This window comes from Bacillus sp. EU55, assembly GCF_038005925.1.
Taxonomy (GTDB): domain Bacteria; phylum Bacillota; class Bacilli; order Bacillales; family Bacillaceae; genus Bacillus; species Bacillus velezensis.
The window spans coordinates 2,654,925-2,681,089 of record NZ_JBBOUE010000001.1 but is presented as its reverse complement, the minus strand read 5'-3'; the positions used below and the strand labels follow the sequence as shown (position 1 = coordinate 2,681,089).

General features: G+C 48.1%; 25 protein-coding genes and 1 pseudogene. 18 read left to right on the top strand and 8 right to left on the bottom strand.

The window, feature by feature from the left end; genetic code table 11:
• Positions 1-128: 128 nt before the first annotated feature.
• The 6 genes and pseudogenes from NYE50_RS13520 to NYE50_RS13495 form a co-directional block, all read right to left on the bottom strand.
• A complete protein-coding gene (locus NYE50_RS13520; RefSeq protein WP_014418351.1) occupies positions 129-341 on the bottom strand; it encodes a spore germination protein in 213 nt (70 codons plus the stop codon).
• 125 nt (positions 342-466) lie between these two features.
• A complete protein-coding gene (locus tag NYE50_RS13515) occupies positions 467-679 on the bottom strand; it encodes a spore germination protein (RefSeq protein ID WP_029973891.1) in 213 nt (70 codons plus the stop codon).
• A gap of 126 nt (positions 680-805) precedes the next feature.
• A complete protein-coding gene (locus NYE50_RS13510) occupies positions 806-1,924 on the bottom strand; it encodes an NADH-dependent flavin oxidoreductase (protein ID WP_159354361.1) in 1,119 nt (372 codons plus the stop codon).
• Positions 1,925-2,017: 93 nt separating this feature from the next.
• Positions 2,018-2,155: a hypothetical protein gene (locus NYE50_RS13505; RefSeq protein ID WP_014470646.1), complete on the bottom strand. Its 138-nt coding sequence runs from the start codon at positions 2,153-2,155 to the stop codon at positions 2,018-2,020.
• A 382-nt stretch (positions 2,156-2,537) separates the two neighbouring features.
• Positions 2,538-4,084 (bottom strand): annotated as a pseudogene (locus NYE50_RS13500) (IS1182 family transposase); the annotation flags it as partial.
• A gap of 158 nt (positions 4,085-4,242) precedes the next feature.
• A complete protein-coding gene (locus tag NYE50_RS13495) occupies positions 4,243-4,875 on the bottom strand; it encodes a helix-turn-helix domain-containing protein (protein ID WP_014418348.1) in 633 nt (210 codons plus the stop codon).
• A 146-nt stretch (positions 4,876-5,021) separates the two neighbouring features.
• Between NYE50_RS13495 and ytaF the strand changes: the two genes are divergently transcribed.
• The 10 genes from ytaF to prpB all read left to right on the top strand — a co-directional run bounded on the left by ytaF (position 5,022) and on the right by prpB (position 14,597).
• Entirely contained in the window at positions 5,022-5,645 is a 624-nt protein-coding gene (gene ytaF / locus NYE50_RS13490; RefSeq protein ID WP_159354360.1) for a sporulation membrane protein YtaF, read from the top strand.
• 308 nt (positions 5,646-5,953) lie between these two features.
• Complete coding sequence (locus NYE50_RS13485; protein ID WP_014721488.1) at positions 5,954-6,271, top strand: hypothetical protein; 318 nt, start codon at positions 5,954-5,956, stop codon at positions 6,269-6,271.
• A 19-nt stretch (positions 6,272-6,290) separates the two neighbouring features.
• Positions 6,291-6,917 carry an N-acetylmuramoyl-L-alanine amidase family protein gene (locus NYE50_RS13480; RefSeq protein WP_159354359.1) on the top strand — a complete coding sequence of 209 codons (627 nt, stop codon included), beginning with the start codon at positions 6,291-6,293 and terminating at the stop codon, positions 6,915-6,917.
• A gap of 87 nt (positions 6,918-7,004) precedes the next feature.
• A complete protein-coding gene (locus tag NYE50_RS13475) occupies positions 7,005-7,742 on the top strand; it encodes a glycerophosphodiester phosphodiesterase (protein WP_159354358.1) in 738 nt (245 codons plus the stop codon).
• Between the two features lie 141 nt (positions 7,743-7,883).
• Positions 7,884-9,065 carry an acetyl-CoA C-acetyltransferase gene (locus NYE50_RS13470; protein ID WP_021494296.1) on the top strand — a complete coding sequence of 394 codons (1,182 nt, stop codon included), beginning with the start codon at positions 7,884-7,886 and terminating at the stop codon, positions 9,063-9,065.
• A gap of 19 nt (positions 9,066-9,084) precedes the next feature.
• Positions 9,085-9,936 carry a 3-hydroxybutyryl-CoA dehydrogenase gene (locus NYE50_RS13465; RefSeq protein ID WP_224988869.1) on the top strand — a complete coding sequence of 284 codons (852 nt, stop codon included), beginning with the start codon at positions 9,085-9,087 and terminating at the stop codon, positions 9,934-9,936.
• Positions 9,937-9,965: 29 nt separating this feature from the next.
• Positions 9,966-11,099 (top strand): acyl-CoA dehydrogenase, encoded by a 1,134-nt coding sequence (locus tag NYE50_RS13460; protein ID WP_224988867.1) that lies wholly within the window; start codon positions 9,966-9,968, stop codon positions 11,097-11,099.
• A gap of 23 nt (positions 11,100-11,122) precedes the next feature.
• Positions 11,123-12,220: a citrate synthase gene (gene mmgD, locus NYE50_RS13455; protein ID WP_224988865.1), complete on the top strand. Its 1,098-nt coding sequence runs from the start codon at positions 11,123-11,125 to the stop codon at positions 12,218-12,220.
• A gap of 25 nt (positions 12,221-12,245) precedes the next feature.
• Positions 12,246-13,673 (top strand): bifunctional 2-methylcitrate dehydratase/aconitate hydratase, encoded by a 1,428-nt coding sequence (locus tag NYE50_RS13450; protein WP_172870048.1) that lies wholly within the window; start codon positions 12,246-12,248, stop codon positions 13,671-13,673.
• Positions 13,674-13,691: 18 nt separating this feature from the next.
• A complete protein-coding gene (gene prpB, locus NYE50_RS13445; protein WP_014418341.1) occupies positions 13,692-14,597 on the top strand; it encodes a methylisocitrate lyase in 906 nt (301 codons plus the stop codon).
• 28 nt (positions 14,598-14,625) lie between these two features.
• On the opposite strand, the gene NYE50_RS13440 is transcribed toward prpB, so the two are convergent.
• The gene (locus NYE50_RS13440; RefSeq protein WP_014418340.1) at positions 14,626-14,868 is read right to left on the bottom strand and encodes a DUF2627 domain-containing protein; all 243 of its coding nucleotides are present in this window, start codon (positions 14,866-14,868) and stop codon (positions 14,626-14,628) included.
• A 153-nt stretch (positions 14,869-15,021) separates the two neighbouring features.
• On the opposite strand from NYE50_RS13440, the gene NYE50_RS13435 reads away from it, so the two are divergent.
• The 8 genes from NYE50_RS13435 to NYE50_RS13400 all read left to right on the top strand — a co-directional run bounded on the left by NYE50_RS13435 (position 15,022) and on the right by NYE50_RS13400 (position 25,054).
• Complete coding sequence (locus NYE50_RS13435) at positions 15,022-17,091, top strand: sigma-54 interaction domain-containing protein (RefSeq protein WP_021494294.1); 2,070 nt, start codon at positions 15,022-15,024, stop codon at positions 17,089-17,091.
• 122 nt (positions 17,092-17,213) lie between these two features.
• On the top strand, positions 17,214-18,107 hold the full coding sequence (yqiS, locus tag NYE50_RS13430; RefSeq protein ID WP_015417787.1) for a phosphate butyryltransferase: 894 nt from the start codon (positions 17,214-17,216) through the stop codon (positions 18,105-18,107).
• A 13-nt stretch (positions 18,108-18,120) separates the two neighbouring features.
• Positions 18,121-19,215, top strand: coding sequence for a branched-chain amino acid dehydrogenase (gene bcd, locus NYE50_RS13425; RefSeq protein ID WP_007612452.1), 1,095 nt, complete (start codon positions 18,121-18,123; stop codon positions 19,213-19,215).
• Positions 19,216-19,232: 17 nt separating this feature from the next.
• Entirely contained in the window at positions 19,233-20,348 is a 1,116-nt protein-coding gene (buk, locus tag NYE50_RS13420; RefSeq protein WP_094296029.1) for a butyrate kinase, read from the top strand.
• Positions 20,338-21,759: a dihydrolipoyl dehydrogenase gene (gene lpdA, locus NYE50_RS13415; RefSeq protein WP_224988863.1), complete on the top strand. Its 1,422-nt coding sequence runs from the start codon at positions 20,338-20,340 to the stop codon at positions 21,757-21,759. The genes buk and lpdA overlap by 11 nt, the downstream gene beginning before the upstream one ends.
• Before the next feature lie 22 nt (positions 21,760-21,781).
• Complete coding sequence (locus tag NYE50_RS13410; protein WP_014418336.1) at positions 21,782-22,774, top strand: thiamine pyrophosphate-dependent dehydrogenase E1 component subunit alpha; 993 nt, start codon at positions 21,782-21,784, stop codon at positions 22,772-22,774.
• Positions 22,775-22,786: 12 nt separating this feature from the next.
• A complete protein-coding gene (gene bfmBAB / locus NYE50_RS13405; protein ID WP_014418335.1) occupies positions 22,787-23,770 on the top strand; it encodes a 3-methyl-2-oxobutanoate dehydrogenase subunit beta in 984 nt (327 codons plus the stop codon).
• A gap of 21 nt (positions 23,771-23,791) precedes the next feature.
• Complete coding sequence (locus tag NYE50_RS13400; RefSeq protein WP_029973898.1) at positions 23,792-25,054, top strand: dihydrolipoamide acetyltransferase family protein; 1,263 nt, start codon at positions 23,792-23,794, stop codon at positions 25,052-25,054.
• 43 nt (positions 25,055-25,097) lie between these two features.
• Here the strand turns inward: NYE50_RS13400 and NYE50_RS13395 are convergent, their stop codons facing one another.
• Positions 25,098-25,994 carry a YegS/Rv2252/BmrU family lipid kinase gene (locus tag NYE50_RS13395; protein WP_022552989.1) on the bottom strand — a complete coding sequence of 299 codons (897 nt, stop codon included), beginning with the start codon at positions 25,992-25,994 and terminating at the stop codon, positions 25,098-25,100.
• Between the last annotated feature and the right edge of the window lie 171 nt (positions 25,995-26,165).

Below are 26,165 nucleotides of genomic sequence, written 5' to 3'. Positions count from 1 at the left end.
TGCATTCTATTCATCTTGAACTGAAATCATTCAAAACAAGGGAAGGTGATCGCTGATGTTTAAAAATCTAGCTTTCGGGAAATCAGTGAGCCTGCTTTATTTATGCTGAAAGGGCTGCTTGTCAGCCCTTAAATTGACTTTACAATATTCTGATCTGAAAATTGATGTTCAAACATTTTGGTGTGGCTCACAGCATTGTTTTGAATGACAATGCCGATATTTCCCCCTCCGGCACCGAAAACGGTTTTTGATGCAGTCAGCGGACTGATGGATATGGCGCCGCCAACATTGACAACTCCGTTTCCTGATACGTTGTTTATCGTAATCGGGCAACCGCTCATTCTATTTTTTCTCCTTTCTCTCACAGTCTACTAACTATATGTACGCTGTGATATGGAAGAAGATTAAACAAAACGGCAAAAAGAATCCGGCTGCTGCCAGCCGGAAAGGGAGGGAAATGGGGATGTCATAGTGTTTTCGTTACATTTTGATCAGAGTATTGAGAGCTTGAAGATTGAGATGTACTGGATTGATTCATTTGCAGGACCAACCCTGTATTTCCCCCTCCTGAGCCGTAGACGGTTTTTGATACGGTTAAAGGACTTATCGAAAACGCACCGCCGACATTGACAACCCCGTTTCCGGAAAGACTGTTAATCGTAATAGGAAAACCAGCCATCATATACGGTCTCCTTTCTATTAATCTATTTACTATATGTACGCTGTGTGTTAGAAATAGGAGTAAACAAAGCGGTAAAAACTTGTGAATCAAAAAAACTGCCGGACATCCGGCAGTTTTTTTAGTCTACTTTTCAAATGGCACCCAGCCGCCTGTATTCTGAATCATTTCCCATAACGGTTCAGGAAGCCGGTATTTCTCAATTTCAGATGCTTGAATGGCTTTTTCGATTTCCTGTTCGCGGCCTTCTTTGACCAGCACCGCCCATTCGGGGTTAATCAAAATGACACGTCCCAGAGCCACCAGCGGAATTCCGCTTTCTAATACGGCAAGCGCTTCGTCCGCGGTATAGATGGAACCGACGGCCATCAGCGGCACTTTATGGCCGACGCGTTCGTTTAATAAATCCATCCGGGTCCGTGAAGTATCCGCCCCGCGGCGGGCTTTGGAATTGACATCCATCAGTGAAATATGCAGATAATCCAAGTTCTCTTCCGCAAGCGCGTCGGCGAGAATGAATGTTTCTTTCATTGTAAGCCCCGGTGTTTCCGGCTCTTCCGGTGACAGGCGGTAGCCGAGAACGAATGGATTTTCAGCGTGTGTATCAATTGCCTGTTTGACAGCGTTAACGACTGCAAGCGGGAACGCAAGGCGCTTTTCATCGCTTCCGCCCCAGCGGTCTGTGCGCCGGTTTGTTTTCGGTGAATAAAATTGGTGAATCAGGTACCCGTTTGCCCCGTGAATTTCAACACCGTCAAAGCCGGCTTCAATCGCTCTGCGTGTCGCTTCGCCGAATGCTTTCACGATGTGCTCAATTTCTTGGTCGGTGAGAGCCCGGGACGTTTGTCTGCCGTCTTCTTCTGAGCCGCTCGGACTGACGACGTCGTTGTTTGGCACGAGTTCAGGAGGGCATTCCAATCCTCCGTGGTGAATCTGCACAACGGCTTTCGCTCCTTGAGACTGGATCGCCTGAGCGAGTTTTTTCAAGCCGGGAATGTGAGAATCATCATAGATGCCGGGCTGGCCTGGAAACGCTTTGCCGTCTGGCGTTACGTTTGCACATGCCGTAATGACCATGCCCATTTCTTTTGAACGGGGAGTAATGTAGCTTAATTCACGGTCGGAAATCGTTCCGTCATCATTTGATGAATAGTGTGTCATGGGTGCGACTGAAATACGTTTTGGTATGGTGACGCCGCTTTCGAACGTAAAAGGTTCAAACAGCGGTTTATAAGTTTGCTTCATCATTTCGCCTTCTTCCTTAGGAGTTTAACTCGTCCGTATTCTAGCTTATGTTTTAATTGTGTGCAATTATTTTGCTTGTTCTTCTTCCTGAGGTTATGACCGGCTGAACCATTTAAACGAATGAAACGGTTTTCTCCGTTCCTTTTCAGGATCTTTATATCCTCCTGAAATTTGATGGCCGATCGAGCTGAATATGACAGCGGCGGCGAAGAGGAGAATGATTTTTTTCATATGCATATCTTCTTTCTTATCTTTTACAAGGTTATTTATAAGCATACGCTTGTGCGAAAAAACCGTCAATTTGTTTTTATTTATTCTTTTTTCCACTTTCCTGCGGCGAATATCGTTCCGATCTGAATCACAACACTTAACAGAGCGCACACTGCCACAACTGTGTTGCTGTCCATAGAAGACACCCTCCTTTTTGTTAGGTTGATGTATCATATGACAGCTGTCTCTGTTTTGACAAAACCGTAATGCGGTGTTTCATATTTTTCAACACAAAAAGGTGGCTGGGACAAAACTAGCTTCAAATAATGAGAAAGGTGAATTTGGGGGTACTCAAATTCATCTTTCTTTATTTTTATGTATAAATTCTTCTATTACCTTAGAAGTTGGCAGTGAATTTTCTTAAATTCACTGCCATTAATGCGAGACCCATTTCGTTTGCTACCTTCGATTTTCCTCGTACAGAAAATCGAGTGAAACGCAAATTAGCCTTCAAGAATCCAAAAACTGGTTCCACATCGGTTTTACGTTTTCGATAGATGGCACTCGTTTTCTCTTCTGAAAGCTTCGCTCTCACATATTCTTTTTGCTGTTCCCATTTTTTGTTCACCATTAGTTTTCGATTGTTTCCTTCTTTTGCCTTGGTACATGATGAACGGAATGGGCATCCTGAACAGTCTTCGCACTCGTAGACTTTGAAACTCCTTTGGAAACCTGTAGCGTCCGTTCGGACAGAATGATATTGAAATTCTAAACGTTTCTGATTAGGGCACGTATATGTATCGGTTTCTTGATCATATACCCAGTTATCAGGATTAAATGTATTTTGTTTGTACTTTTTCTTTTGTTATATGTTATCAGTGCTTCTCGGTTTCTGTTTGAGAGAATATCACTAAAGTTTTGTTCACTACCATAACCTGCATCTGCAACTATATGTTTCGGTAACTCGAAATAATGTTGCTCGATCTCATCTAAAAATGGAATTAACGTACGTGTATCTGTTGGGTTTGGAAATAGACTATAAGCAAGCGCATATTGACCTTCCGTTGCGATTTGTACATTGTAACCAGCTTTCAATTGCCCGTTTTTCATATAATCATCTTTCATTCGCATAAATGTCGCATCTAGATCTGTTTTAGAATAGCTATTACGTGGTCCAAAGATTTTAAGATCCTGTTGGTACTTCCGTTTTCTTAGGATAAAATCAATCAACTGTTTACGCACTTGTTTCGGGTATTTTCGTTCCCTTCGTAAGGCTTTTCGTTCCGTAACGTCTGAAGATGCTTCTATTTGTTTATCATATTCGGTCACTACTTCGTCTACTTTTTGAACCATTTGAGTGAGCTCTCCAAATGATAGCTGTTCATCACTTTCCCGTTCCATTTGGGGTATGATTTCGTTCTCAAGCAACTCATTGTACAACTGGTTTGACTTATCAATTAAACGCTGATGAAATTTCTCAATCGCTTTCTTCCAGACAAACGTAAATTTATTCGCATTCGCTTCAATCTTTGTACCATCGATAAATATCGCTTCTTGATCGATCAGTTTTTCTTCAATCAATTGGCAGCGAAATTGGATGAAACATTGACGGATTAAATCTTTCACTACTGGTTGAACACGAAATCGGTTAATTGTACGGTAGCTTGGTTCATACCCTTGAGCTAACCACATCATACGGATACTGTCTTTTAATAGGGCCTCTATTTTACGCCCTGAAAAGACAGATTGAGTGTAGGCACATAGAATAATTTTAAGCATCATGCGTGGATGATAGGCAGGACAACCTTCATTTCGAAGAAATGGTTCAAACGCTTCTTGAGGGATACTTTCCACTAAATGATGGACATGGTAGGCAATATCATTATTTTGTAACTTTACTTCTAAATCTAAAGGCAAAACGATTTGATTCATGGTATAATCTTTAAACATAAGGACACTTCTTTCTGATTAGATTTTGTATGGTAACTTAATTTTATCAGAAGTTGTCCTTATTTTTTATTGTAAAATAATCAAAAACGGTGAAAGTTTACTCGTCGTAAAATTTCACCGTTTTTTTCGTCTTAGAGGTGGGTTTTGTCCCAGCCCCTTTACTTTTTTTTCAGCCGGTTCAAAGCGATTTGAACAGCGATGGCGTCATCCAGGTAGCCGATCGGAAACATGTAATCCGGAATGACGTCGGTCGCTAAAATATAATACAGCAGCGCGCTCCCGAGAATCGCGCGGTCTTCAGCCGGTGTTGATTCATCCATATACTGGTGATGCATGTTTTTCAAATGATCAATAAAAGGGCCGACGCTTTCTTCATTGTCCATTTTCTTTTGAAACTCATCGCAAATCAGGCGATGGCCCTGCTGGGTTTTGGCATATTGTTCATATCTGGTCAGTTCGCGCTCAATTTGCTCCCGGGAAAAAGGCTGATCAAACATCTCGGCCATATTCAGCATATCCTGAATCGCGTGCATCGGGTCTTGCGGCGCAGCTTCTTTTTCATGGCCGATGTCTATGCCTGACGCCTCAAGCAATTCCTCCAGCGGAGTGCGGAGATGTTTTGAAAATTCCTGAAGATGCTTTAAATTGGCCTTCTGCTTGCCGTTTATAATCCGGGAGATGGTGGCCGTATCAATATTTGTTAAGGCGCCGAGTTTTCTCATGGAGAGCGAGTGCTTATCAAGCAGTGATTTTAAAAGGGGCCCCAGTGTCTTATTTTTATTTTCTGTCAAGGGTGTCACCTCGTTTCCGCCGGAATGATGATCATTAATCAATAATTTTTGCAGAAAAGGTACCTTTTCTGTGCGGCTGAATAGGATAGTGTAGATTCAACGGCACAACATGTTGAAAAGACATCAAAGAATGGAGAGAAACGAACATGGCTTGGTTAATGATTTTAGGTTTGGCAGTGTCCTCGAGCATTGATAATTTAGGAGTGGGGATGTCATACGGCATCAGAAAAATCAAAATATCGCATGCGTCGAATATGATGATCGCTTTTATCTGTTTTGTATTCAGTTATATCGGAATTTATTTCGGCAAATGGATTTCAGCCGTTTTACCGGGCTTTCTTCCTGTATTGCTGGCGGCGTTTATTTTATCTGTCATCGGTATCCGCATCATTCTGCTGGCTGTGCCGAGAAAAACAGCGCGTGTTGGCGCGTCAGGAAAAAAAGGCCGTTTTGCCGGTCTGCTGCAAAATCCGGAGGCAGCGGATGCCGACGGTTCGGGAGAAATCGGTATATTGGAATCCATGGTTCTCGGGGTGGCCGTATCCGCAAATGCGCTGACCAACGGATTAAGCGCGGGGTTGATCGGACTTTCTCCCGCTGCCATTTCCATCACTGCGGCGGTCGGAAGCTTTTTGACCATATGGATCGGCTGCTCGCTTGGAAAAAAAGCCGCATCATTGCGCATCGGTTCTTTTCACGTCGGACAGTTCAGCACGGTGCTGAGCGGAGTGATTATTCTCATCATTGCCGCCAATACGCTGCTCTTTTAAGTTGTCCCGTTCATTTTATGAAAAGCTCAAAATAAATATGAATGTTTCTATTCGGGAGAGCGCATGACGCGGCTCTCTTTTTTTGCCGATCTGATATTTTTTCAAAATGAACAGAAAGTCGTCCGTTTCCGTTAAATTCTGCATATTCGGCCTTCAGACAGAACCTTTTTCATAGACTGATCAGCTTGTTTTCTTTCTAAGTTCAGGTAAACAGCAGGTCAGATAGCCTTCATTCCAAATATGGAAAAGCGCTGGAGGAATGAAGGCTCCCTTTACAAATCGGCCATTCTGTTCAAAGATAAAGCCGAATGAGAAAACGTGAGGTGATCTGTGTGAAGTCTGTCATACTTCTGATCTTCACCGCATGGCTGTTATCAGGCTGCGAGTATACCGCGGAGGCTGATGCGGCGCCGTCATTTACACAGGAAGGAACATTTATAAAAGCGGCCGGAAACGATACAATCGCGGTCGAAATTGACGGAGAAAGGCAAGAGGTGAAGGTGCCTTTCGCCAAGCGGTTTGAATGTCAGTCTCTGCCTGAACATACGGCGGTGCAAATCACCTATAAAAAAGAGAGCAACGGACAATTACGGCTTGAGGAACTGAAAAAAGAAACAGATATGTGAAAACGGGGAGGAAAAAAACGTGGGTTTACTGACAAAAAGCGCTGCTGCCTTCGGTGCCGCTCTGCTTCTGCTTGCGCCGTCTGCTTATGCAGCTGAACCTTTGCAAGGGAAAACCATTTATATCGATGCCGGACATGGCGGAGAAGACAGCGGGGCCGGCGGAAATGGACTGCTTGAGAAAAACATCAATTTAGCGGTGTCAAACAAGGTGATCGCCAAATTGGAGACAGAAGGCGCAAAACCTGTAGCTTCAAGGACTGACGATACTTTTTTACGTTTGGACGAGCGGGTGGCGAAAGCAAGCGCCAGCCAATCCGATTTATTCGTCAGCCTCCATACGAATTCAGCCGTCTCAACTGCATCGGGCACGGAAACGTATTTTAATTCGACATATGAAGGCGCAGACAGCGAAAGGCTTGCTTCCGACATCCAGCAGCAGCTTGTCACGTCTTTAGGGATGAAGGACAGAGGCGTAAAAGAAGCTACTTTTTATGTCATTACATATTCAAAGATGCCGAGTGTGCTGGCTGAATTAGGTTTTATCACAAATCCTCAAGATGCGGACAAGCTGAAAAGCGATAACGGACAAGAGCACGCCGCGGACGCCGTTGTAAACGGAATCGAAACCTATTACAGCGGCCGGTAATTATAAAATATGTGTAAATAGCGCCCTCCTTATGTGCATAACGATTATAATAGAGAAAACCGATGACAAACACCTGAGGTGACACATATGACAAATATTTTTGCCCACCGGGGGGCGTCGGGCGACTGCCCGGAAAATACGATGCCCGCGTTCAAAAAAGCGATTGAGGACGGGGCTGACGGAATTGAACTTGATGTACAGATGACAAAAGACGGCCGCATCGTGGTCATTCACGATGAAACCCTCGACCGCACGACGTCTTTGAAAGGATTTGTGAAAGATACGGCGTATGACAAAATCAGAACCGCCGATGCCGCCGGAAAATGGAAAGATGCTTTTAAAGGTGTCAGAATTCCGCTTTTGTCAGATGTGCTGCGTTTTGCGGAACGTACTGATTTTCTGATAAACATTGAGCTGAAAAACAGTGTATTCCGTTACGAAGGAATGGAAGAAGAAGTGATTAAAAAAGTCAGATATTACGGACTGGAAAAGCGCGTTATTTTTTCTTCATTTAATCATGAGAGTCTCGCGGTTTGCCACGCCCTGGCGCCTGAAATTGAACGGGCGGTGCTGACAATGGATGTGCTGTACCGGCTTGAACGGTATCTTGCAGCCATTCCCGCTTCGGGTTATCATCCGAAGCTCGGTACGCCGGCGGTGAGCGCTGAAGTGATCAAACATCTTGCAAAACACCAAGCGGCGCTCCGTCCGTTCACCGTCAATCGTCCTGAGGATATGAAGCAGCTGATGAAAGCGGGAGCAGACGCGATTTTTACCGATTATCCAAAACTGGCTGTTTCTATAAAAGAAGAATGCCGCAGCTGAGAAGACTGTTCAGACAGTCTTCTTTTTTTTATGGGCGGGAAAAAGGCGGTGCAATCATAACTCGGTCAGCCGGTTCATATATTGTAACAGGGCGTTTTGTGTAAGCGTTATCTTTTATCTTATTGAAAGTGAGGCAAAATTGTGGGAAAAACGGTTATCGTCAGTGCGGCAAGAACGCCGTTCGGAAAATTCGGCGGCGCATTAAAAGAGGTAAAGGCAGCCGAGCTTGGCGGCATTGCCATAAAAGAAGCAATCAAGCGCGCCGCTATCAGTGAAAGCGAAGCGGAAGGAGCGGTGATGGGAATGGTCGTCCAGGCGGGTGCCGGGCAGATTCCGGCACGGCAGGCTGCAAGATATGCCGGGCTTCCATGGTCCGTTCCGGCTGAAACCATTAATAAGGTCTGTGCATCAGGGCTCAGGGCCGTTACCATCTGTGATCAAATGATCCGGGCCAAAGATGCGGACGTGCTGATTGCAGGCGGAATGGAAAGCATGAGCAACATTCCGTACGCCATTCCGGCCGGCCGCTGGGGTGTGAGGATGGGGGACGGGGTGTTTCAGGATTTAATGGTTCATGACGGGCTGACCTGTGCGTTCGACCAGGTGCATATGGCTGTCCACGGAAGCACTGCGGCCAAAAAGTACGGCATTTCCCGGGATGAACAGGATCATTACGCTCTTTTGAGCCAGAAACGTGCGGCAGGGGCGGCTGAAGCGGGCAAATTGCGTGAAGAAATCGTTCCCGTCACCTGGACCGGCAAAAAGGGCAAACAGCATACTGTTGAAGCGGATGAGGGGCTGCGTCCTGATACGAGCCTTGAGCAGCTTGCAGCGCTCAAGCCAATTTTTACAGCCGACGGAACGGTTACAGCCGGAAACGCTCCCGGTGTAAATGACGGGGCCGGAGCATTTGTGCTGATGTCAGAGGAAAAAGCCGCAAAGCAGCATGTCAGGCCGCTCGCAGCGATACTTGGCTTTGCGTCAGTCGGACTGGAAGCGTCCGAGCTGGCAAGCGCCCCGGGAGAGGCCATCAGCCGGCTCTTGACAAAAACCGGACTGTCCGTTGACGATATTGATTTGTTTGAAGTAAATGAAGCATTTGCGTCCGTCGTGCTCGTGAGTGAAAAAATAGCCGGGTTCAGCCGGGAGAAAGTGAATGTAAACGGAGGGGCAATCGCGTTCGGCCACCCGATCGGCGCAAGCGGAGCGAGAATCATCATGAGTTTAATATACGAATTAAAGCGTCGCGGAGGAGGTTTAGGCATAGCGGCTATATGCAGCGGAGCGGCTCAAGGAGATGCCGTCCTGCTGGAGGTGTACTGATCAAAGGAGGGAGCGCCGGATGAAGATGAAAACAATCATGGTCGCAGGTGCCGCTCAGATGGGAGCAGGCATCGCTCAGACGGCTGCAGAAGCCGGGTTTGCCGTCAAGTTATACGATTGGGAGCCGGAAACGGTAACAAAAGGTCTTCACCGCATAAAGGCAAACCTGGAGAAAGAGCAGGCAAAAGGACGGAAGTCACAGCAGGAGACAGATGCCGTTTTCAGCCGTATTTCTCCGGCAGAGCTCACAGAAGCGGGAGATGCTGATTTTGTAATTGAAGCCATTGCCGAAAACAAAAAAGCAAAAGCGGAATTGTTTGACACACTTGATAAAATCTGTCCCCCGCATGCCGTATTGGCAAGCAATACGTCTTCTCTTCCCATTACGGAGCTTGCCGCGGCCACAAAAAGGCCTGAAAAAGTAATCGGCATGCATTTTATGAATCCGGTTCCTGTCATGGAGCTTGTCGAAGTCATCAGAGGACTCGCCACATCGGAAGAAACAGCGGAAACAGTAAAGAAGCTTGCCGTCCGGATGAATAAAACCCCTGTCGAAGTCAATGACTTCCCGGGCTTTATATCTAATCGCATATTAATGCCGATGATTAACGAAGCCGTTTATTGCCTTTACGAAGGAGCAGCTTCAAAGGAAGCGATTGATGAGGTGATGAAGCTCGGCATGCGGCATCCGATGGGTCCTTTAACATTAGCTGACTTCATCGGGCTGGATACGTGCCTTTCCATTATGGAGGTTCTCTATGCGGGGCTCGGAGATTCGAAATACCGCCCATGCCCTCTGCTCAGAAAATATGTCAGCGCCGGCTGGCTCGGCAAAAAAAGCGGGCGCGGTTTTTATGAGTACGGCAGATGACGTAAAGATCATGAGGGGAGACGGCAGCCATGCATTTTACAGAAGAGCACATCATGATGAGAAAAATGGTGCGTGATTTTGCCCGCAAGGAAATCGCGCCGATGGTTGAGCTCATGGAATCAACAGATGAATTTCCGGAGCGGCTGATTAAAAAAATGGGCGAAGCGGGATTGATGGGCATTCCCGTCCCGGAAGCTTACGACGGGGCGGGTGCTGATACAACATCTTACATTTTAGCGATTCATGAAATATCAAAAGTCAGCGCGGCCGTCGGCGTCATTTTATCCGTCCACACATCGGTAGGGACAATCCCGATTTTGCATTTCGGGACAGAAGCCCAAAAACAAACGTATATTCCGAAGCTGGCAGCGGGCGAATATATTGGGGCGTTTGCGCTTACTGAGCCTCAATCCGGATCTGATGCGGGAAGCCTGAAAACAACGGCCGTGCGAAAAGGCGGTTCATATATTCTGAACGGTTCAAAAATCTTTATTACAAACGGCGGAGCGGCAGATCTGTATCTGACATTCGCCATAACCGATCCGGGTAAGGGGAGAAAGGGGATTTCCGCGTTTATCGTTGAAAAAAACACACCCGGTTTTTCTGTCGGAAAAAAAGAAAAAAAGCTCGGATTGTTAGGTTCCAATACTGTCGAATTGCAGTTTGACCAAGCGGAAATTCCGATTGAAAACCGGCTCGGCGAAGAGGGCGAGGGCTTTTCAATCGCCATGAAAAACCTTGACGTCGGACGGATCGGCATAGCGGCTCAGGCGCTCGGGATTATCGAAGCGGCGCTCGGCTGCTCGGTGGAGTACGCCAAAACCCGCAGCCAGTTCGGCAGACCCATCGCTTCGAATCAGGCCGTTTCATTTAAATTATCTGACATGGCGACGAATGCGGAAGCTGCCAAATTATTGGTCTATCATGCTGCTGATCTGTATCAGCGAGGGCTTCCGTGCGGAAAAGAAGCATCTATGGCGAAGCAATTCGCGTCCGATGCGGCGATGAAAGCGGCGGTGGAGGCTGTGCAGATTCACGGCGGCTACGGCTATATGAAAGAATATCCCGCGGAGCGTTTATTTCGGGATGCGAAAGTCACGCAAATCTATGAAGGAACCAATGAGATTCAAAGGCTGATTATTTCTAAGTATCTTCTTCAATAAAAAGTGCGCAAAGGAGCGAAACCATGGAATCTTATTCTCCCGGTTTAGATGGCGTCATTGCGGTGGAAACGGGGATTTCTTTCCTGGATACACAGCAGGGCAGTATTTTAATCAAAGGCCACGATCTGATTGAGCTTTCTAAAACGGCCGGCTATATGGACATTGTTCATCTCTTATTGGAAGACAGACTTCCTGATGCGAAAGAGAAGGCAACGCTTGAAGAAGACGTTCGGCGCGGCGGACACCTTCCCGAGGAAATCTTGCACATATGCCGTCTGCTGCCCGAACATACTCACCCGATGGACGGACTGAGGACGGGTTTGTCCGCGCTTGGAGGCTTTGACAAGGACATCAATGACCGTTCATCTTCCGTAAATCAGCACCGTGTACGCGGACTGATAGGCAAAATGCCGAATCTGACGGTCAACAGCTATCGAGTCATCAACGGGCTGGAGCCTTTGGCGCCGGTCGGAACCTTATCATACAGCGCAAACTTTTTATATATGATTACCGGAAAAACGCCGTCATCTTTGGAAGAAGAAATCTTCGACCGGTCGCTTCTTTTATACAGTGAGCATGAATTGCCGAACTCAACGTTTACGGCCCGTGTCATCGCTTCGACGCAATCGGATATTTACGGCGCTCTGACCGGAGCCGTCGCCTCGCTTAAGGGAAATCTTCACGGCGGCGCGAACGAAGCGGTTATGTACATGCTTGAGGAAGCGAAGGATACAGACGGGTTTACACAATTATTAACTCAAAAACTCGCAAACAAAGAAAAAATCATGGGCTTCGGCCACCGTGTCTACATGAAAAAAATGGACCCGAGGGCGCTTATGATGAAAGAAGCGTTAAAAAAGCTGTCTGATCTTTCAGGTGATTTTCGTCTTTATAATATGTGTGAAGCCGGCGAAACCGTCATGAGGGAGAAAAAAGGCCTTTATCCGAATTTAGATTACTACGCAGCGCCGGTCTATTACATGCTCGGCATCCCAATACCGCTGTACACGCCTATATTCTTCAGCGCACGCACGGTCGGCCTGTGTGCCCACGTCATTGAACAGCACAGCCGAAACCGGCTTTTCCGCCCGCGTGTCCGCTATACCGGAGCGCGCCTGTAAACAGATGAGAAAGGAAGATGAAAACATGACAGAACCCCGCCGAATGGACGCTGTAATCGAAGAGATTTCTGACTACGTGCTTCATCAGGAGATTGACAGTTCAGAAGCTTTCGCTACGGCAGGACATGTGCTTCTTGATACGATAGGCTGCGGAATTTTGGCGCTCAGCTATCCCGAATGTACAAAGCTGCTCGGCCCGATTGTCCCGGGAACCTCCGTGCCCAACGGCAGCAGAGTCCCGGGCACGCCTTTTGTTTTAGACCCGGTCACGGCTGCTTTTAATATCGGCTGTATCAACAGGTGGCTCGATTATAATGATACGTGGCTTGCTGCGGAATGGGGTCATCCGTCTGACAATCTCGGAGGCATATTGGCTTGTGCGGATTATATATCCAGAGTGCGGATTTCAGAAGGGAAAGAACCGCTTACCGTGCGCGATGTGCTTTGCGCAATGATCAAAGCGCACGAAATTCAAGGAATTCTCGCTTTGGAAAACAGCTTAAACAGAGTGGGGCTTGACCATGTGCTGTTTGTGAAAGTGGCGACTGCGGCTGTTTGCGCACAAATGCTGGGCGGCTCAAGAGAGGAAATCAATAACGCCGTATCTCACGCTTGGATTGATAATTCAAGCCTCAGAACGTATCGTCATGCGCCGAACACCGGATCACGCAAATCATGGGCGGCCGGAGACGCGACGAGCAGAGGCGTATATTTGGCCCTTATGGCGCAAAAAGGTGAAATGGGGTACCCGACGGCTCTGACCGCATCTGGGTGGGGATTTCAAGACGTACTGTTTAACCGGCAGGAAATGAAGCTTGCCCGCCCGCTTGGGTCCTATGTGATGGAGAATGTTTTATTTAAAGTATCCTACCCGGCTGAATTTCACGCCCAGACAGCGGCGGAATGCGCGGTCCGGCTTCATCCGGAGGTGAAAGACCGCATTGAAGACATTGATAGGATCACGATTATGACCCATGAGTCGGCAATCCGGATTATCGATAAAAAAGGGCCGCTTCACAATCCGGCTGACCGGGATCACTGCCTCCAGTATATTACGGCAATCGGGCTGCTTTTCGGAGATATCACGGCGGATCATTATGAAGAGGAAACGGCGTCTGACCCGCGAATTGATACATTGCGGAGCAAAATGGAGGTGACGGAACACAAAGCGTACTCAAAAGATTACTTAGACCCGAATAAGCGATCCATATCAAATGCCGTACAGGTGCATTTTACAGACGGCACGGCTACGGGACGGATTGAATGTGAATACCCGCTCGGACACCGGTTCCGCAGAAAAGAAGCCGTTCCGAAGATTCTTGCCAAGTTTTCAGCAAACATCAGTACTCATTTTTCATTGAAGCAGCAGCGAAAAATCGAAGAGGCCTGCGAACATAGCGGCCGAATGCAGAAGCTCAGCGTTAGTGAATTTATGGACTTATTTCTCGTATAAAATAGGAGGGTGACAAACATGACGTGGATCGTCAGCAAGCAGTCGTCTCAAGAGGAGCTTGCAGAGCGGTTCCGTACGCTGATGGCAGCGCCGGATCTATTGCAGATCCCCGGCGCTCACGATGCGATGGCCGCTCTTATCGCCAAGAAAACGGGGTTTTCGGCTCTTTATTTATCAGGCGCGGCTTACACGGCGAGCAGAGGGCTGCCCGATTTAGGGATCATCACGTCGGCGGAAATGGCTGAACGGGTTAAAGATCTGGTCCGCTCGTCTGATCTGCCCGTCCTTGTCGATATTGACACGGGTTTCGGAGGAGTGCTGAATGCCGCCCGGACGGCGAAAGAAATGTATGAAGCGCGCGCGGCCGCCGTCCAGATGGAGGATCAGCGCCTGCCGAAAAAATGCGGACATCTGAATGGGAAGCAGCTCGTGCCGATTGAAGAAATGGCGCAAAAAATCCAAGCGATCAAGCAGGCCGCGCCGACCCTTCTTGTTGTTGCGAGAACAGACGCCAGACAGCAGGAAGGGCTGGAGGGGGCATTAACAAGGGCGTCCGCTTATATAAAAGCGGGTGCTGACGCTGTTTTTCCGGAAGCGCTCCAATCCGAAAGTGAATTCAGAGCGTTTTCCAAACAAATCAGTGTGCCGATTCTCGCAAACATGACTGAATTCGGAAAAACGCCGTATTACAGTGCTGATGAATTTTCCGATATGGGCTGTCAGATGGTCATTTACCCGGTCACGTCACTCAGAACGGCGGCCAAGGCTTTTGAGCGTATTTTCCGCCTTCTGAAAGAAGAAGGCTCGCAAAAAGAGGGGCTTTCAGATATGCAGACGAGAAAAGAATTATATGAAACGATCGCTTACGATGACTATGAAGAACTGGATCAATCCATTGCCAAAACGATACTGCCGGACGACTGAAAAAGCCCTTTTTTTGCAAGGGCTTTTTTTACAGCTTTTTTTTCCTGAACCGCGGGCTGACTTGATTGCGTTTCCGATCTCTGTACAAAATAAACCCGGCCAGAACATAAAGGCCGAACAAAAAAAACGCCAATCCGGCCGCCCCCTGAAGAAAAAGGGACGGAAACGGGGAAAACACATGTCCGAATAATGCATCTCTCATCAGCTTAATGCCGAGCGCCGCGACAGCGCCGGGGAGGACCAGAATCAAAAGCGCAACAAGCCGGCTCATATTCAGAAAACCCCTTTACGATATGTTTTCCTTTATTGTCCAATCGAAAAAATATTTTGTCAAGAGATCAAAACGTGGTAACATAGGGGTTGTGCAAATTATTGCAACGGAAAATACAGGTGTGCAAATTTTTTCATATAAAGGGGTATCGGGATGCAGAAGGTGCTGATTATAGGTGCTGGTAAAGGAGGCACGGCGCTCCTACAGATTTTGATGAAAACAAAGCTGATCCGGATTATTGCGGTGGTTGATCAAGATCCGGAGGCGCAAGGGCTGCAAGAAGCCCGGAAATATGGAATTGCAACCTCATCAGATTGGAAACCTTACATAACCGAAGATATAGATATTATCATCCATACAACAGGCGATAAAGCGGTCATGGATGAGCTGCTCCATGAGAAAAAAGAACAAACCATCGTCATGCCGGGAAAATTGGCGTACATGGTGTTTCAGCTGATGGAGGAAAAACAGCAGCTTATCCAAATGCTCAAGTCGCAGACGTATAAGCATGACCGGATTTTTAATTCAACGCACGACGGCATGATTTTTATAGACGTCAACGAAACGATCATTTTATTTAATCAGATGGCAGAAAAAATGGTCGGCCAAAAACGGGAGGATGTCATCGGCCGCCAAATTAAAGACGTAGTGCCGAACACAAAGCTGCCGCGGATTCTGGAAACGAGAGAGCCGGAATATAACCAGAAGCAGCTTCTCGGAAAGCACCTGCAGATTGTCACGACAAGACTGCCGATCATTGATGAAGGCGGAAAACTTCTCGGCGCGTTATGCGTGTTTAAAGACATCACCGACGCAGTTGAACTGGCGGAAGAGGTCACAAACTTAAAACAAATCCGCACCATGCTTGAAGCGATTATTCAATCCTCAGACGAGGCCATTTCCGTCGTTGATGAAAACGGCATCGGAATGTTAATCAACAAAGCGTATACAAAAATGACCGGGCTGTCAGAAAGCGAAGTCATCGGAAAACCCGCTTCCACCGATATCTCAGAAGGGGAGAGCATGCACCTGAAAGTATTGGGGACAAGGCGGCCCGTGCGGGGTGTGAGGATGAAGGTCGGCCCCAATAAAAAGGATGTCATCGTAAATGTTGCCCCCGTTATTGTGGACGGTATTTTAAAAGGCAGCGTCGGCGTCATTCACGATGTGTCAGAAATTAAAACGCTGACTGCTGAGCTGAATCGGGCGCGCCAGATCATCCGCACGCTTGAAGCGAAATACACGTTTGATGACATTATCGGCACGAGTGAACAAATGCTGGTCGCCCTTGAACAGGCGAAGCTCGGGGCGAAAACGCCGGCGACGATTCTGCTGCGGGGAGAATCCGGCACAGGAAAAGAACTTTTCGCCCACGCCATCCATAATGAAAGCGACCGAAAATACAATAAATTCATCCGGGTCAATTGTGCGGCCCTTTCTGAATCCCTGCTAGAATCCGAGCTTTTCGGCTATGAGGAAGGCGCGTTTACGGGCGCGAGGCGCGGGGGCAAAAAAGGACTTTTTGAGGAAGCGAATAACGGCAGCATTTTCTTAGATGAAATCGGAGAGCTGACCCAAAGCACCCAGGCAAAGCTGCTCAGAGTTCTGCAGGAAAAAGAAATTATCAGGGTCGGCGGCGCTAAAGCGATTTCTGTCAATGTCAGAATTATCGCAGCGACAAACGTCAACATCGAAAAGGCCATGGCCGAAGGCGCGTTCCGTGAAGACCTGTATTACCGGATTAACCGCTATCCGATCTCAATCCCGCCGCTTCGGCAGCGCAAAGAAGATATTGAAGCGCTGAGCATTCGGCTCATTGAAAAAATCAATCAGGATTACGGCCGCAATGTAAAGGGGCTCGCGCCGAACGCGCTGCGTGCTTTATCAGCCTACAGCTGGCCGGGAAACGTCCGGGAGCTTGAAAATGTTCTCGGACGGGCAATGATATTTTTAGAGCCGCACATGGAACGGATCGAACAGCAGCATCTGCCTGTTTTTGAATCAGAGCTGAATGAAAAAAACGGCACCCAAAGTGATTTTCCGGATGTGGAAGGGGAAAAGCTGTCTCAGGCTGTTGAAAAATTTGAAGCGCACGTCATTCAAAAAACGCTTGAAAAGCATAAATTCAACCGAACCAAAACGGCAAAAGCGCTTGGTGTCAGCATTCGGAATCTGTACTACAAAATGGACAAGTACGGCCTTGCAAATGACGGCATGCAATAAATTGCAGAGAAAGCGCAAACAGCTGCATGTTTTCTTGAAAAAAGCCGGAATAAACCCTCCCGCATATTTGGCACGGAACTTGCATTGTTAAAAGCGGATTCGCACAAGGAAGGTGGTACAAAATGAAGCTGAGAGACCTAGTTGAAAAAGCCGCGGCAAAAAACGCAAAAACCATTGCAGTGGCCCACGCAGCAGATAAAGAAGTGATCCAGGCCGTCAAAATGGCGGCAGAACACTTGTCGGCACGATTTTTACTGACGGGTGACAGCGGAAAGCTGAAAGAGCTTCTGGCAAATGAGCCGAAGTTCAATGCTGAAATCATCCACGCCGATTCACCCGAAGAATCTGCGGCAAAAGCAGTGCGCGCAGTGCGTGAACAAGAGGCGGACGTTTTAATGAAAGGGAATCTCCCGAGCTCAACTCTTCTGAAATCGGTTTTAAACCGCCATGAAGGGCTTCGTTCAAAAAGGGTGTTATCACATGTAGCCGTTTTTGAGGTGCCGGACTATGACCGGCTGATGTATGTGACTGATTCAGCGCTGAACATTGCCCCGTCTCTTGAAGAGCTCGGGCATATTCTGCAAAATGCGGTTCATGTCGCACATTCAGTAGGGAACCCTATGCCGAAAGCCGCAGTCCTTGCCGCTATTGAAACGGTTAATCCGAAAATGGAGGCGACGCTGAACGCGGCTGCGATCGTCCAGATGTGCAACAGAGGACAGATTACCGGCTGCATTGCGGACGGACCGCTTGCTTTGGATAATGCCGTATCCCAAGCGGCTGCGCTGCAAAAAGGGATTTCCGGAAGCGTAGCGGGCCAGGCGGATATTCTCTTGGTTCCTTCAATCGAGGCCGGAAATATGCTTTATAAGTCAATGATTTATTTTGCGAAAGCAAATGTTGCTGCCGTCATCGCCGGTGCAAAAGCGCCGATCGCATTAACGAGCAGAGCGGATACCGCAGAAAATAAACTGTATTCAATTGCGCTTGCGATTTGCGCATCACAAGAACAGTAGGAGGAACGAACCTATGGAAATTTTTAAATATATGGAGACTTATGATTACGAACAATTGGTATTCTGCCAAGATGAACAATCCGGATTAAAAGCGATCATCGCGATTCATGATACGACGCTCGGCCCTGCACTCGGCGGAACAAGAATGTGGACATATGACAGTGAAGAAGCGGCGATTGAAGATGCACTAAGACTCGCAAAAGGCATGACTTATAAAAATGCGGCTGCCGGTTTAAACTTAGGCGGCGGGAAAACCGTTATTATCGGAGACCCGCGCAAAGATAAAAATGAAGAAATGTTCCGCGCGTTCGGCCGGTACATCCAAGGCTTAAACGGAAGGTATATTACGGCGGAAGACGTCGGCACCACCGTGGAAGATATGGACATCATTCATGATGAAACAGACTATGTAACCGGAATTTCTCCGGCATTCGGTTCATCAGGAAATCCGTCCCCGGTTACGGCGTACGGCGTCTATAAAGGGATGAAAGCCGCAGCGAAAGCGGCGTTTGGCACTGATTCACTGGAAGGTAAAACAATTGCCGTGCAAGGCGTGGGAAATGTGGCTTACAATCTATGCCGCCACCTTCACGAAGAAGGCGCTTCTTTAATCGTAACGGATATCAATAAAGAATCTGTTAAACGTGCTGTTGAGGACTTCGGCGCCCGCGCAGTTGATCCCGACGACATTTACTCACAGGCGTGCGATATTTATGCCCCATGTGCTCTCGGCGCCGTCATTAACGATGACACGATTAAACAGCTGAAGGCGAAAGTCATTGCGGGAGCGGCCAATAACCAGCTGAAAGAAACACGTCACGGCGATACCATTCATGAAATGGGAATCGTATACGCTCCGGATTATGTCATCAATGCAGGCGGCGTCATCAATGTGGCCGATGAGCTTTACGGCTACAATGCTGAGCGGGCTTTGAAAAAGGTTGAAGGCATCTATGCAAACATTGAGCGGGTGCTCGATATTTCCGCGCGTGACGGCATTCCGACATACTTAGCGGCTGACCGTCTGGCTGAGGAACGAATTGAGCGCATGCGCCGTTCAAGAAGCCAGTTTCTGCAAAACGGCCAAAGTATATTAAGCAGACGATAGGAATTTGATCTGGAGGTATGAAAATGTTCGAAAAGGAAAAACGCATTCTCATTCTGAATCCAGGCTCAACATCAACGAAAATCGGTGTCTTTCACAATGAACGCTGTATCTTTGAAAAGACGCTGCGGCATCCCGAAGAAGAGCTGAAAACATTTAACAGCATTATCGACCAATACGAATTTCGAAAAATAAGCATTCTTGAGTCTTTACACGAACAGGGCATCAACATTTCAAAGTTCGATGCCGTTTGTGCCAGAGGCGGCCTGCTCAGACCGATTGAGGGCGGCACATATGAAGTGAATGACGCCATGATCACTGATTTGAAAAACGGCTACAACGGCCAGCATGCTTCTAATCTGGGCGGAATTATTGCCAGGGAAATAGCTGACGGATTAAATATCCCCGCGTATATCGTCGATCCGGTCGTGGTGGATGAGATGACTCCGCTCGCTAAAGTATCAGGAATGCCTGAAATCAAGCGGAAAAGCATTTTCCATGCTTTGAACCAAAAAGCTGTTGCCCGTCAGGCGGCGGCGTCCCTCGGCAAACGGTATGAACAGATGAAGATGATCGTCACTCATATGGGCGGCGGCACCACAGTCGGTGTCCATGATTGCGGACGGGTGACGGATGTCAACAACGGGCTTCACGGAGAAGGACCCTTCAGCCCGGAGCGCGCGGGAACCGTTCCGGCGGGTGATTTGGTAGAGATGTGTTTTTCCGGCAAGTATTCAAAAGCCGATATGATGAAAAAACTTGTCGGCACGGGCGGACTCTCCGGCTACCTGGGGACAACGGACGCGGTGAAGGTGGAAAAACGCATTCAGGCCGGAGATGAAAACGCGCGTCTCATTTATGACGCCATGGCTTATCAAGTAGCAAAAGAAATCGGGGCGGCAAGCGCCGTTTTAAAAGGAAAAGTAGACATTATCGTCCTGACGGGCGGATTGGCGTACGGGAAAAGTTTCGTATCCGCTATCAGATCGTACATAGATTGGATTTCGGATGTACTGGTGTACCCGGGAGAAAATGAACTGCAATCTCTCGCGCAAGGCGCGCTTCGGGTTTTAGCCGGTGAGGAGAAGTCAAAGCAATATCAGATCGGCGAAGGAGTGAAAACAAATGGCGACTGAGTATGATGTGGTCATTCTGGGCGGCGGCACAGGCGGTTATGTAGCCGCCATCAGAGCGGCCCAGCTCGGCTTAAAAACGGCCGTTGTAGAAAAAGAAAAGCTCGGCGGAACATGCCTGCATAAAGGATGTATTCCGAGTAAAGCGCTGTTAAGAAGCGCGGAAGTGTACCGAACCGCAAAGGAAGCGGCAGCATTCGGCATTGAAACGGAAGGTGTCTCCCTCCGCTTTGACAGCGTGCAAAAACGAAAGCAGGGAATCGTTGACCGGCTGGCCGGCGGTGTCGCCCACTTGATGAAAAAGGGGAAGATTGATGTATTCAACGGGTACGGACGTATGCTCGGCCCTTCCATCTTCTCACCTCTTCCCGGTACAGTTTCCGTCGAATACGCAAATGGTGAAGAAAACGACATGCTGATACCGAAACAATTGATTATCGCAACCGGTTCAAGGCCGAAAATGCTGCCGGGTTTAGAAGCAGACGGTACATATATTCTGACATCAGATGAAGCGTTAGAGCTTGAACGTCTGCCCCAATCCATGATGATCGTCGGCGGCGGTGTCATCGGAATTGAATGGGCATCCATGCTGAACGATTTCGGCGTCAATATCACTGTGATTGAATATGCGGACCGCATTTTGCCGACGGAAGACCGTGATATTTCAAGCGAGATGGAAAAACTGTTAACGAAAAAAGGAATTAAGATCATAACGGGTGCGAAAGTGCTTCCGGATACATTGGAAAAAGCGGACGGCGTTTCAATTGCCTCTGAAAAGAATGGAAAAAAAGAAACGTATCACGCGGAACAAATGCTTATTTCCATCGGCCGCCAGCCGAACATTGAAGGGATCGGCCTTGAAAACACGGACATTGAAGCGGAAAACGGTTCTATCATCGTGAACGAAGCCGGGCAGACGAAGGAATCGCACATTTATGCGATCGGTGATGTTGTCGGCGGGCTGCAGCTTGCGCATGTGGCCTCCCGCGAGGGCATCATTGCCGTTGAGCATATGGCGGGTCTTAATCCGGCTCCGCTTGATGCCGCTCTTGTGCCGAAATGTATTTATTCAAATCCGGAAGCGGCGAGCGTCGGTCTGACAGAAGAGGAAGCTCTTCGAAAAGGGCATGAACTGAAAATCGGGAAGTTTCCGTTCATGGCGATCGGAAAGGCTCTTGTATACGGAGAAAGCGACGGCTTTGTCAAAATCGTCGCCGATCGGAATACAGATGATATTCTCGGTGTTCATATGATCGGCCCGCACGTCACCGATATGATCTCTGAAGCGGGGCTTGCCAAGGTGCTCGATGCGACGCCTTGGGAAATCGGCCAGTCCATACATCCGCATCCGTCGCTGTCAGAAGCGATTGGAGAAGCTGCGTTAGCCGCAGACGGAAACGCGATTCATTTTTAAAAGGAAAGAAGGAGGGGTTTGAATGACTACAAACCGCCATCAAGCATTAGGGCTCTCTGACGAAGAAGCCGTTGAAATGTATAGAACCATGCTGTTAGCCAGAAAAATCGACGAAAGAATGTGGCTCTTAAACCGCTCGGGCAAAATTCCGTTCGTTGTTTCATGTCAAGGACAGGAAGCGGCACAAGTAGGCGCGGCCTATGCCTTAAACCGTGATACCGACTATGTACTTCCTTACTACAGAGATATAGGGGTTGTGCTTGCATTCGGTATGACTGCAAAGGATTTGATGATGTCGGGTTTTGCGAAAGCGGCTGACCCGAACTCAGGCGGAAGGCAGATGCCGGGCCACTTCGGGCAAAAGGAAAACAGAATCGTAACGGGCTCATCCCCTGTTACGACGCAGGTTCCTCATGCAGTCGGAATCGCGCTTGCGGGACGCATGGATAAAAAGGATATCGTCTCTTTTGTTACCTTTGGAGAAGGATCTTCCAACCAGGGGGATTTTCACGAAGGGGCAAACTTTGCCGCCGTGTATAAACTGCCGGTCATTTTCATGTGTGAAAACAATAAGTATGCCATTTCTGTCCCGTATGACAAACAGGTGGCGTGCGAGAAAATATCCGACCGGGCGGCAGGCTACGGCATGCCGGGAGTCACTGTTGACGGAAACGACCTGCTGGAAGTTTACCGGGCCGTAAAAGAAGCGCGCGAACGGGCGTCTAAAGGCGAAGGCCCTACATTAATAGAAACGGTTTCCTACCGTTTGACGCCGCATTCCAGTGATGACGATGACAGCAGCTACAGAGAACGCGAAGAAGTAGAAGAAGCGAAGAAACAAGATCCGCTTCTTTTATACAAAGCATACTTGCAAGAAGCCGGGCTTCTAGGTGAAGAAGAAGAAAAGACCATGCTGGATGACATCATGGCTATCGTAAACGAAGCGACAGACGAAGCGGAGAAAGCGCCATACGCATCTCCTGAATCAACGCTTGATCACGTTTATGCGAAGTAGGGAGGAATACTTATGTCTGTAATGTCTTATATTGACAGTATTAATGCAGCAATGAAAGAAGAAATGGAAAGAGATCCGCGCGTGTTTGTTCTCGGGGAAGACGTCGGGAGAAAAGGCGGCGTGTTTAAAGCAACGGCGGGTCTCTATGAACAGTTCGGAGAAGAGCGGGTGATGGATACGCCGCTTGCTGAATCAGCGATTGCCGGTGTCGGGATCGGCGCCGCGATGTACGGCATGCGCCCGATTGCCGAGATGCAGTTTGCCGATTTCATTCTGCCTGCGGTCAACCAAATCATTTCAGAAGCGGCAAAAATACGCTACCGTTCAAACAATGATTGGAGCTGTCCGATGGTCATCAGAGCGCCTTACGGCGGCGGCGTGCACGGCGCGTTGTATCATTCCCAATCTGTGGAGGCCATTTTTGCCAACCAGCCGGGCCTTAAAATTGTCATGCCTTCAACTCCTTATGACGCAAAAGGGCTGTTGAAAGCTGCAGTCCGTGACGAAGATCCGGTGCTGTTTTTCGAACATAAGAGGGCGTACCGCCTGATTAAAGGCGAAGTCCCTGCGGATGATTACGTCCTTCCGATCGGAAAGGCGGATGTAAAACGCGAAGGCAGCGACATTACTGTCATTACGTACGGATTATGCGTCCATTTTGCTCTGCAGGCTGCCGAGCGTCTTGAAAAAGACGGAATTTCCACGCACGTATTAGACTTGCGTACGGTTTATCCGTTAGATAAAGAAGCCATCATTGAAGCTGCTTCTAAAACGGGAAAAGTATTGCTGATCACGGAAGATACGAAAGAAGGCGGTATTATGAGCGAGGTCGCCGCCATTATTTCTGAAAACTGCTTATTTGATTTAGACGCGCCGATCAAGCGGCTTGCAGGTCCTGACGTTCCGGCAATGCCTTATGCGCCGACAATGGAAAAATATTTCATGATGAATCCTGACAAAGCAGAAGCCGCGATGAGAGAATTAGCGGAGTTTTAAAGACGTAAGGAGGTTTTTGACATGGCGATTGAACAAATGGCTATGCCTCAGCTCGGAGAGAGCGTGACGGAAGGGACGATCAGCAAGTGGCTGGTATCCCCTGGTGATCAAGTGAATAAATATGACCCCATCGCGGAGGTCATGACAGATAAAGTGAATGCGGAGGTGCCGTCTTCTTTTACCGGTACGATTACAGAACTTGTAGGAGAAGAAGGCCAGACTCTTGCAGTCGGCGAGATCATCTGCAAAATTGAAACAGAAGAAACGGAAACCGAAGAGGCGCCGAAGCGGGAAGAAGAGCAGAATACCCCTTCAGACACCGATGCAAACCGTCAAGGTAAAGATCAGTCAAATAAAGCGCGTTATTCGCCGGCCGTGCTCAGATTAGCGGGAGAACACGGCATTCAGCTTGAAGAAGTTGAAGGAACGGGTGCAGGCGGCAGAATTACGCGAAAAGACATTCAAAAGATCATTGATTCGGGAATGAAGCAGAAATCGGAAGCACCGGCGCCGGCTGCTGTTCAAACAACGCAACAAGCGCCGAAACAACAGCAAAAACAAGCACCGGCACCCGCTCTGTCAGCCGGTGATATTGAAATTCCGGTTACAGGCGTCAGAAAAGCCATCGCCGCCAATATGCATAAAAGCAAAACAGAAATTCCGCATGCCTGGACGATGATGGAAGTCGACGTCACGAACATGACGGCGTACAGAAACAGCATTAAAGACTCATTTAAACAAAAAGAAGGCTTCAATTTAACGTTTTTCGCTTTCTTTGTAAAAGCGGCGGCGCAGGCTCTCAAAGAGTTCCCGCAGATGAACAGCATGTGGGCGGGAGACAAAATCGTCCAAAAGAAAGACATCAACATCTCCATTGCCGTTGCCACGGAAGATTCGCTGTTTGTTCCGGTTATTAAGCATGCTGATGAAAAAACGATTAAAGGCATAGCCAGAGAAATAACGGACCTTGCGAAAAAAGTGAGAAACGGAAAACTTACCGCGGAAGATATGCAGGGCGGCACATTTACCGTCAATAACACGGGATCTTTCGGCTCAGTTCAATCTATGGGCATTATCAACCATCCGCAGGCGGCGATTCTTCAGGTAGAATCTATCGTCAAACGCCCGGTTGTCATGAATAACGGGATGATCGCCGTTCGTGATATGGTTAATCTTTGCCTGTCTTTAGATCACAGAGTGCTCGACGGGCTCGTGTGCGGCCGATTCCTAGGACGCGTCAAAGAGATCTTAGAAAACATTGATGAACATACGTCAGTCTATTAAAAAAACTCCTTTTGCCCGGGCGGCAAAAGGAGTTTTTTTATTTTCATTGTGAATCCTCGGGAACAAGCATAGTGAGATGATGTTTTTTCACTTCGATCGTACAAGGTGTTGTTCCGTATACCTCGCCATCTGTATCCGCGTCCATTTCACGTCCGGTTTCGATTTCAATCCTGGAGGCCTGAATATAGGACAGCTCCCCTTTGAAATCATCAAACGAACCCTGCTCCATCGTCATCAGCTCCCGCAACGCGGCAAGGCTTGTGTTGCGGCAGATTAACACATCGGCTAAGCCGTCCCGGAGGCTGGCATCAGGCAGGGGAACTCTGTTTGTCCCGATATAATGCCCGTTCATGACAAGCACCATTACGGCTTCGTCTTCTTTCACCTCTCCGTCAATCGTCAATTTGACAGGAAACGGGTTCGCGCTTGTCATCGTCCGCAAGGCGCTCGTGAAGTAGCTGATTTTACCAAGCCATGCTTTTTCAGTTTCATTAATATGGCTTGATGCTTCGGTAATCAGTCCGATGCCCCAGAAGTTCAGAAAATAGCCGTCATCCGTTTTACAGACGTCAATCATCTGTTTATGTCCGGCCGCGAGCGCTTCAGCGGCCTTTTGAAGGTTTTGCGGGATGCCGAGCGCCCGGGAGAAATCGTTGCACGTTCCTCCCGGCAAAATGCCGACAGCGGGTCTGTGATCAAGCTTGCTGATGCTGTTGATGCATTGATGCACAGTGCCGTCTCCGCCTAAAATATATAAATGGTCAACTGAACTGTCGAGATTTTCACAATACTGACGGGCATCATCCTGATGTTTGGTCGGTTTAATCAAAAGTTCATCAGCTGACTGGGCCAAAATGGGGACGACCGTGCCGAGCGTTTTATCAATCTGTTTTTGACCGGCGTTTCCGTTATAAATTAAAACTGCTTTCCGTTGGCTCATATGACTGCTCCTTTATTTCAGACAATCTCCTTAACAAGTTTCCCGTTTTTAAAGGGTCATAAACTTACATCGGGAACATAAAAGGGACAAAAAACAATTGGATATGAGCGGTGTCATTTGCCGATAGGGAGGTTCCTTGCTATCATAAGAAGAGATGATCAAAAAGGAGAG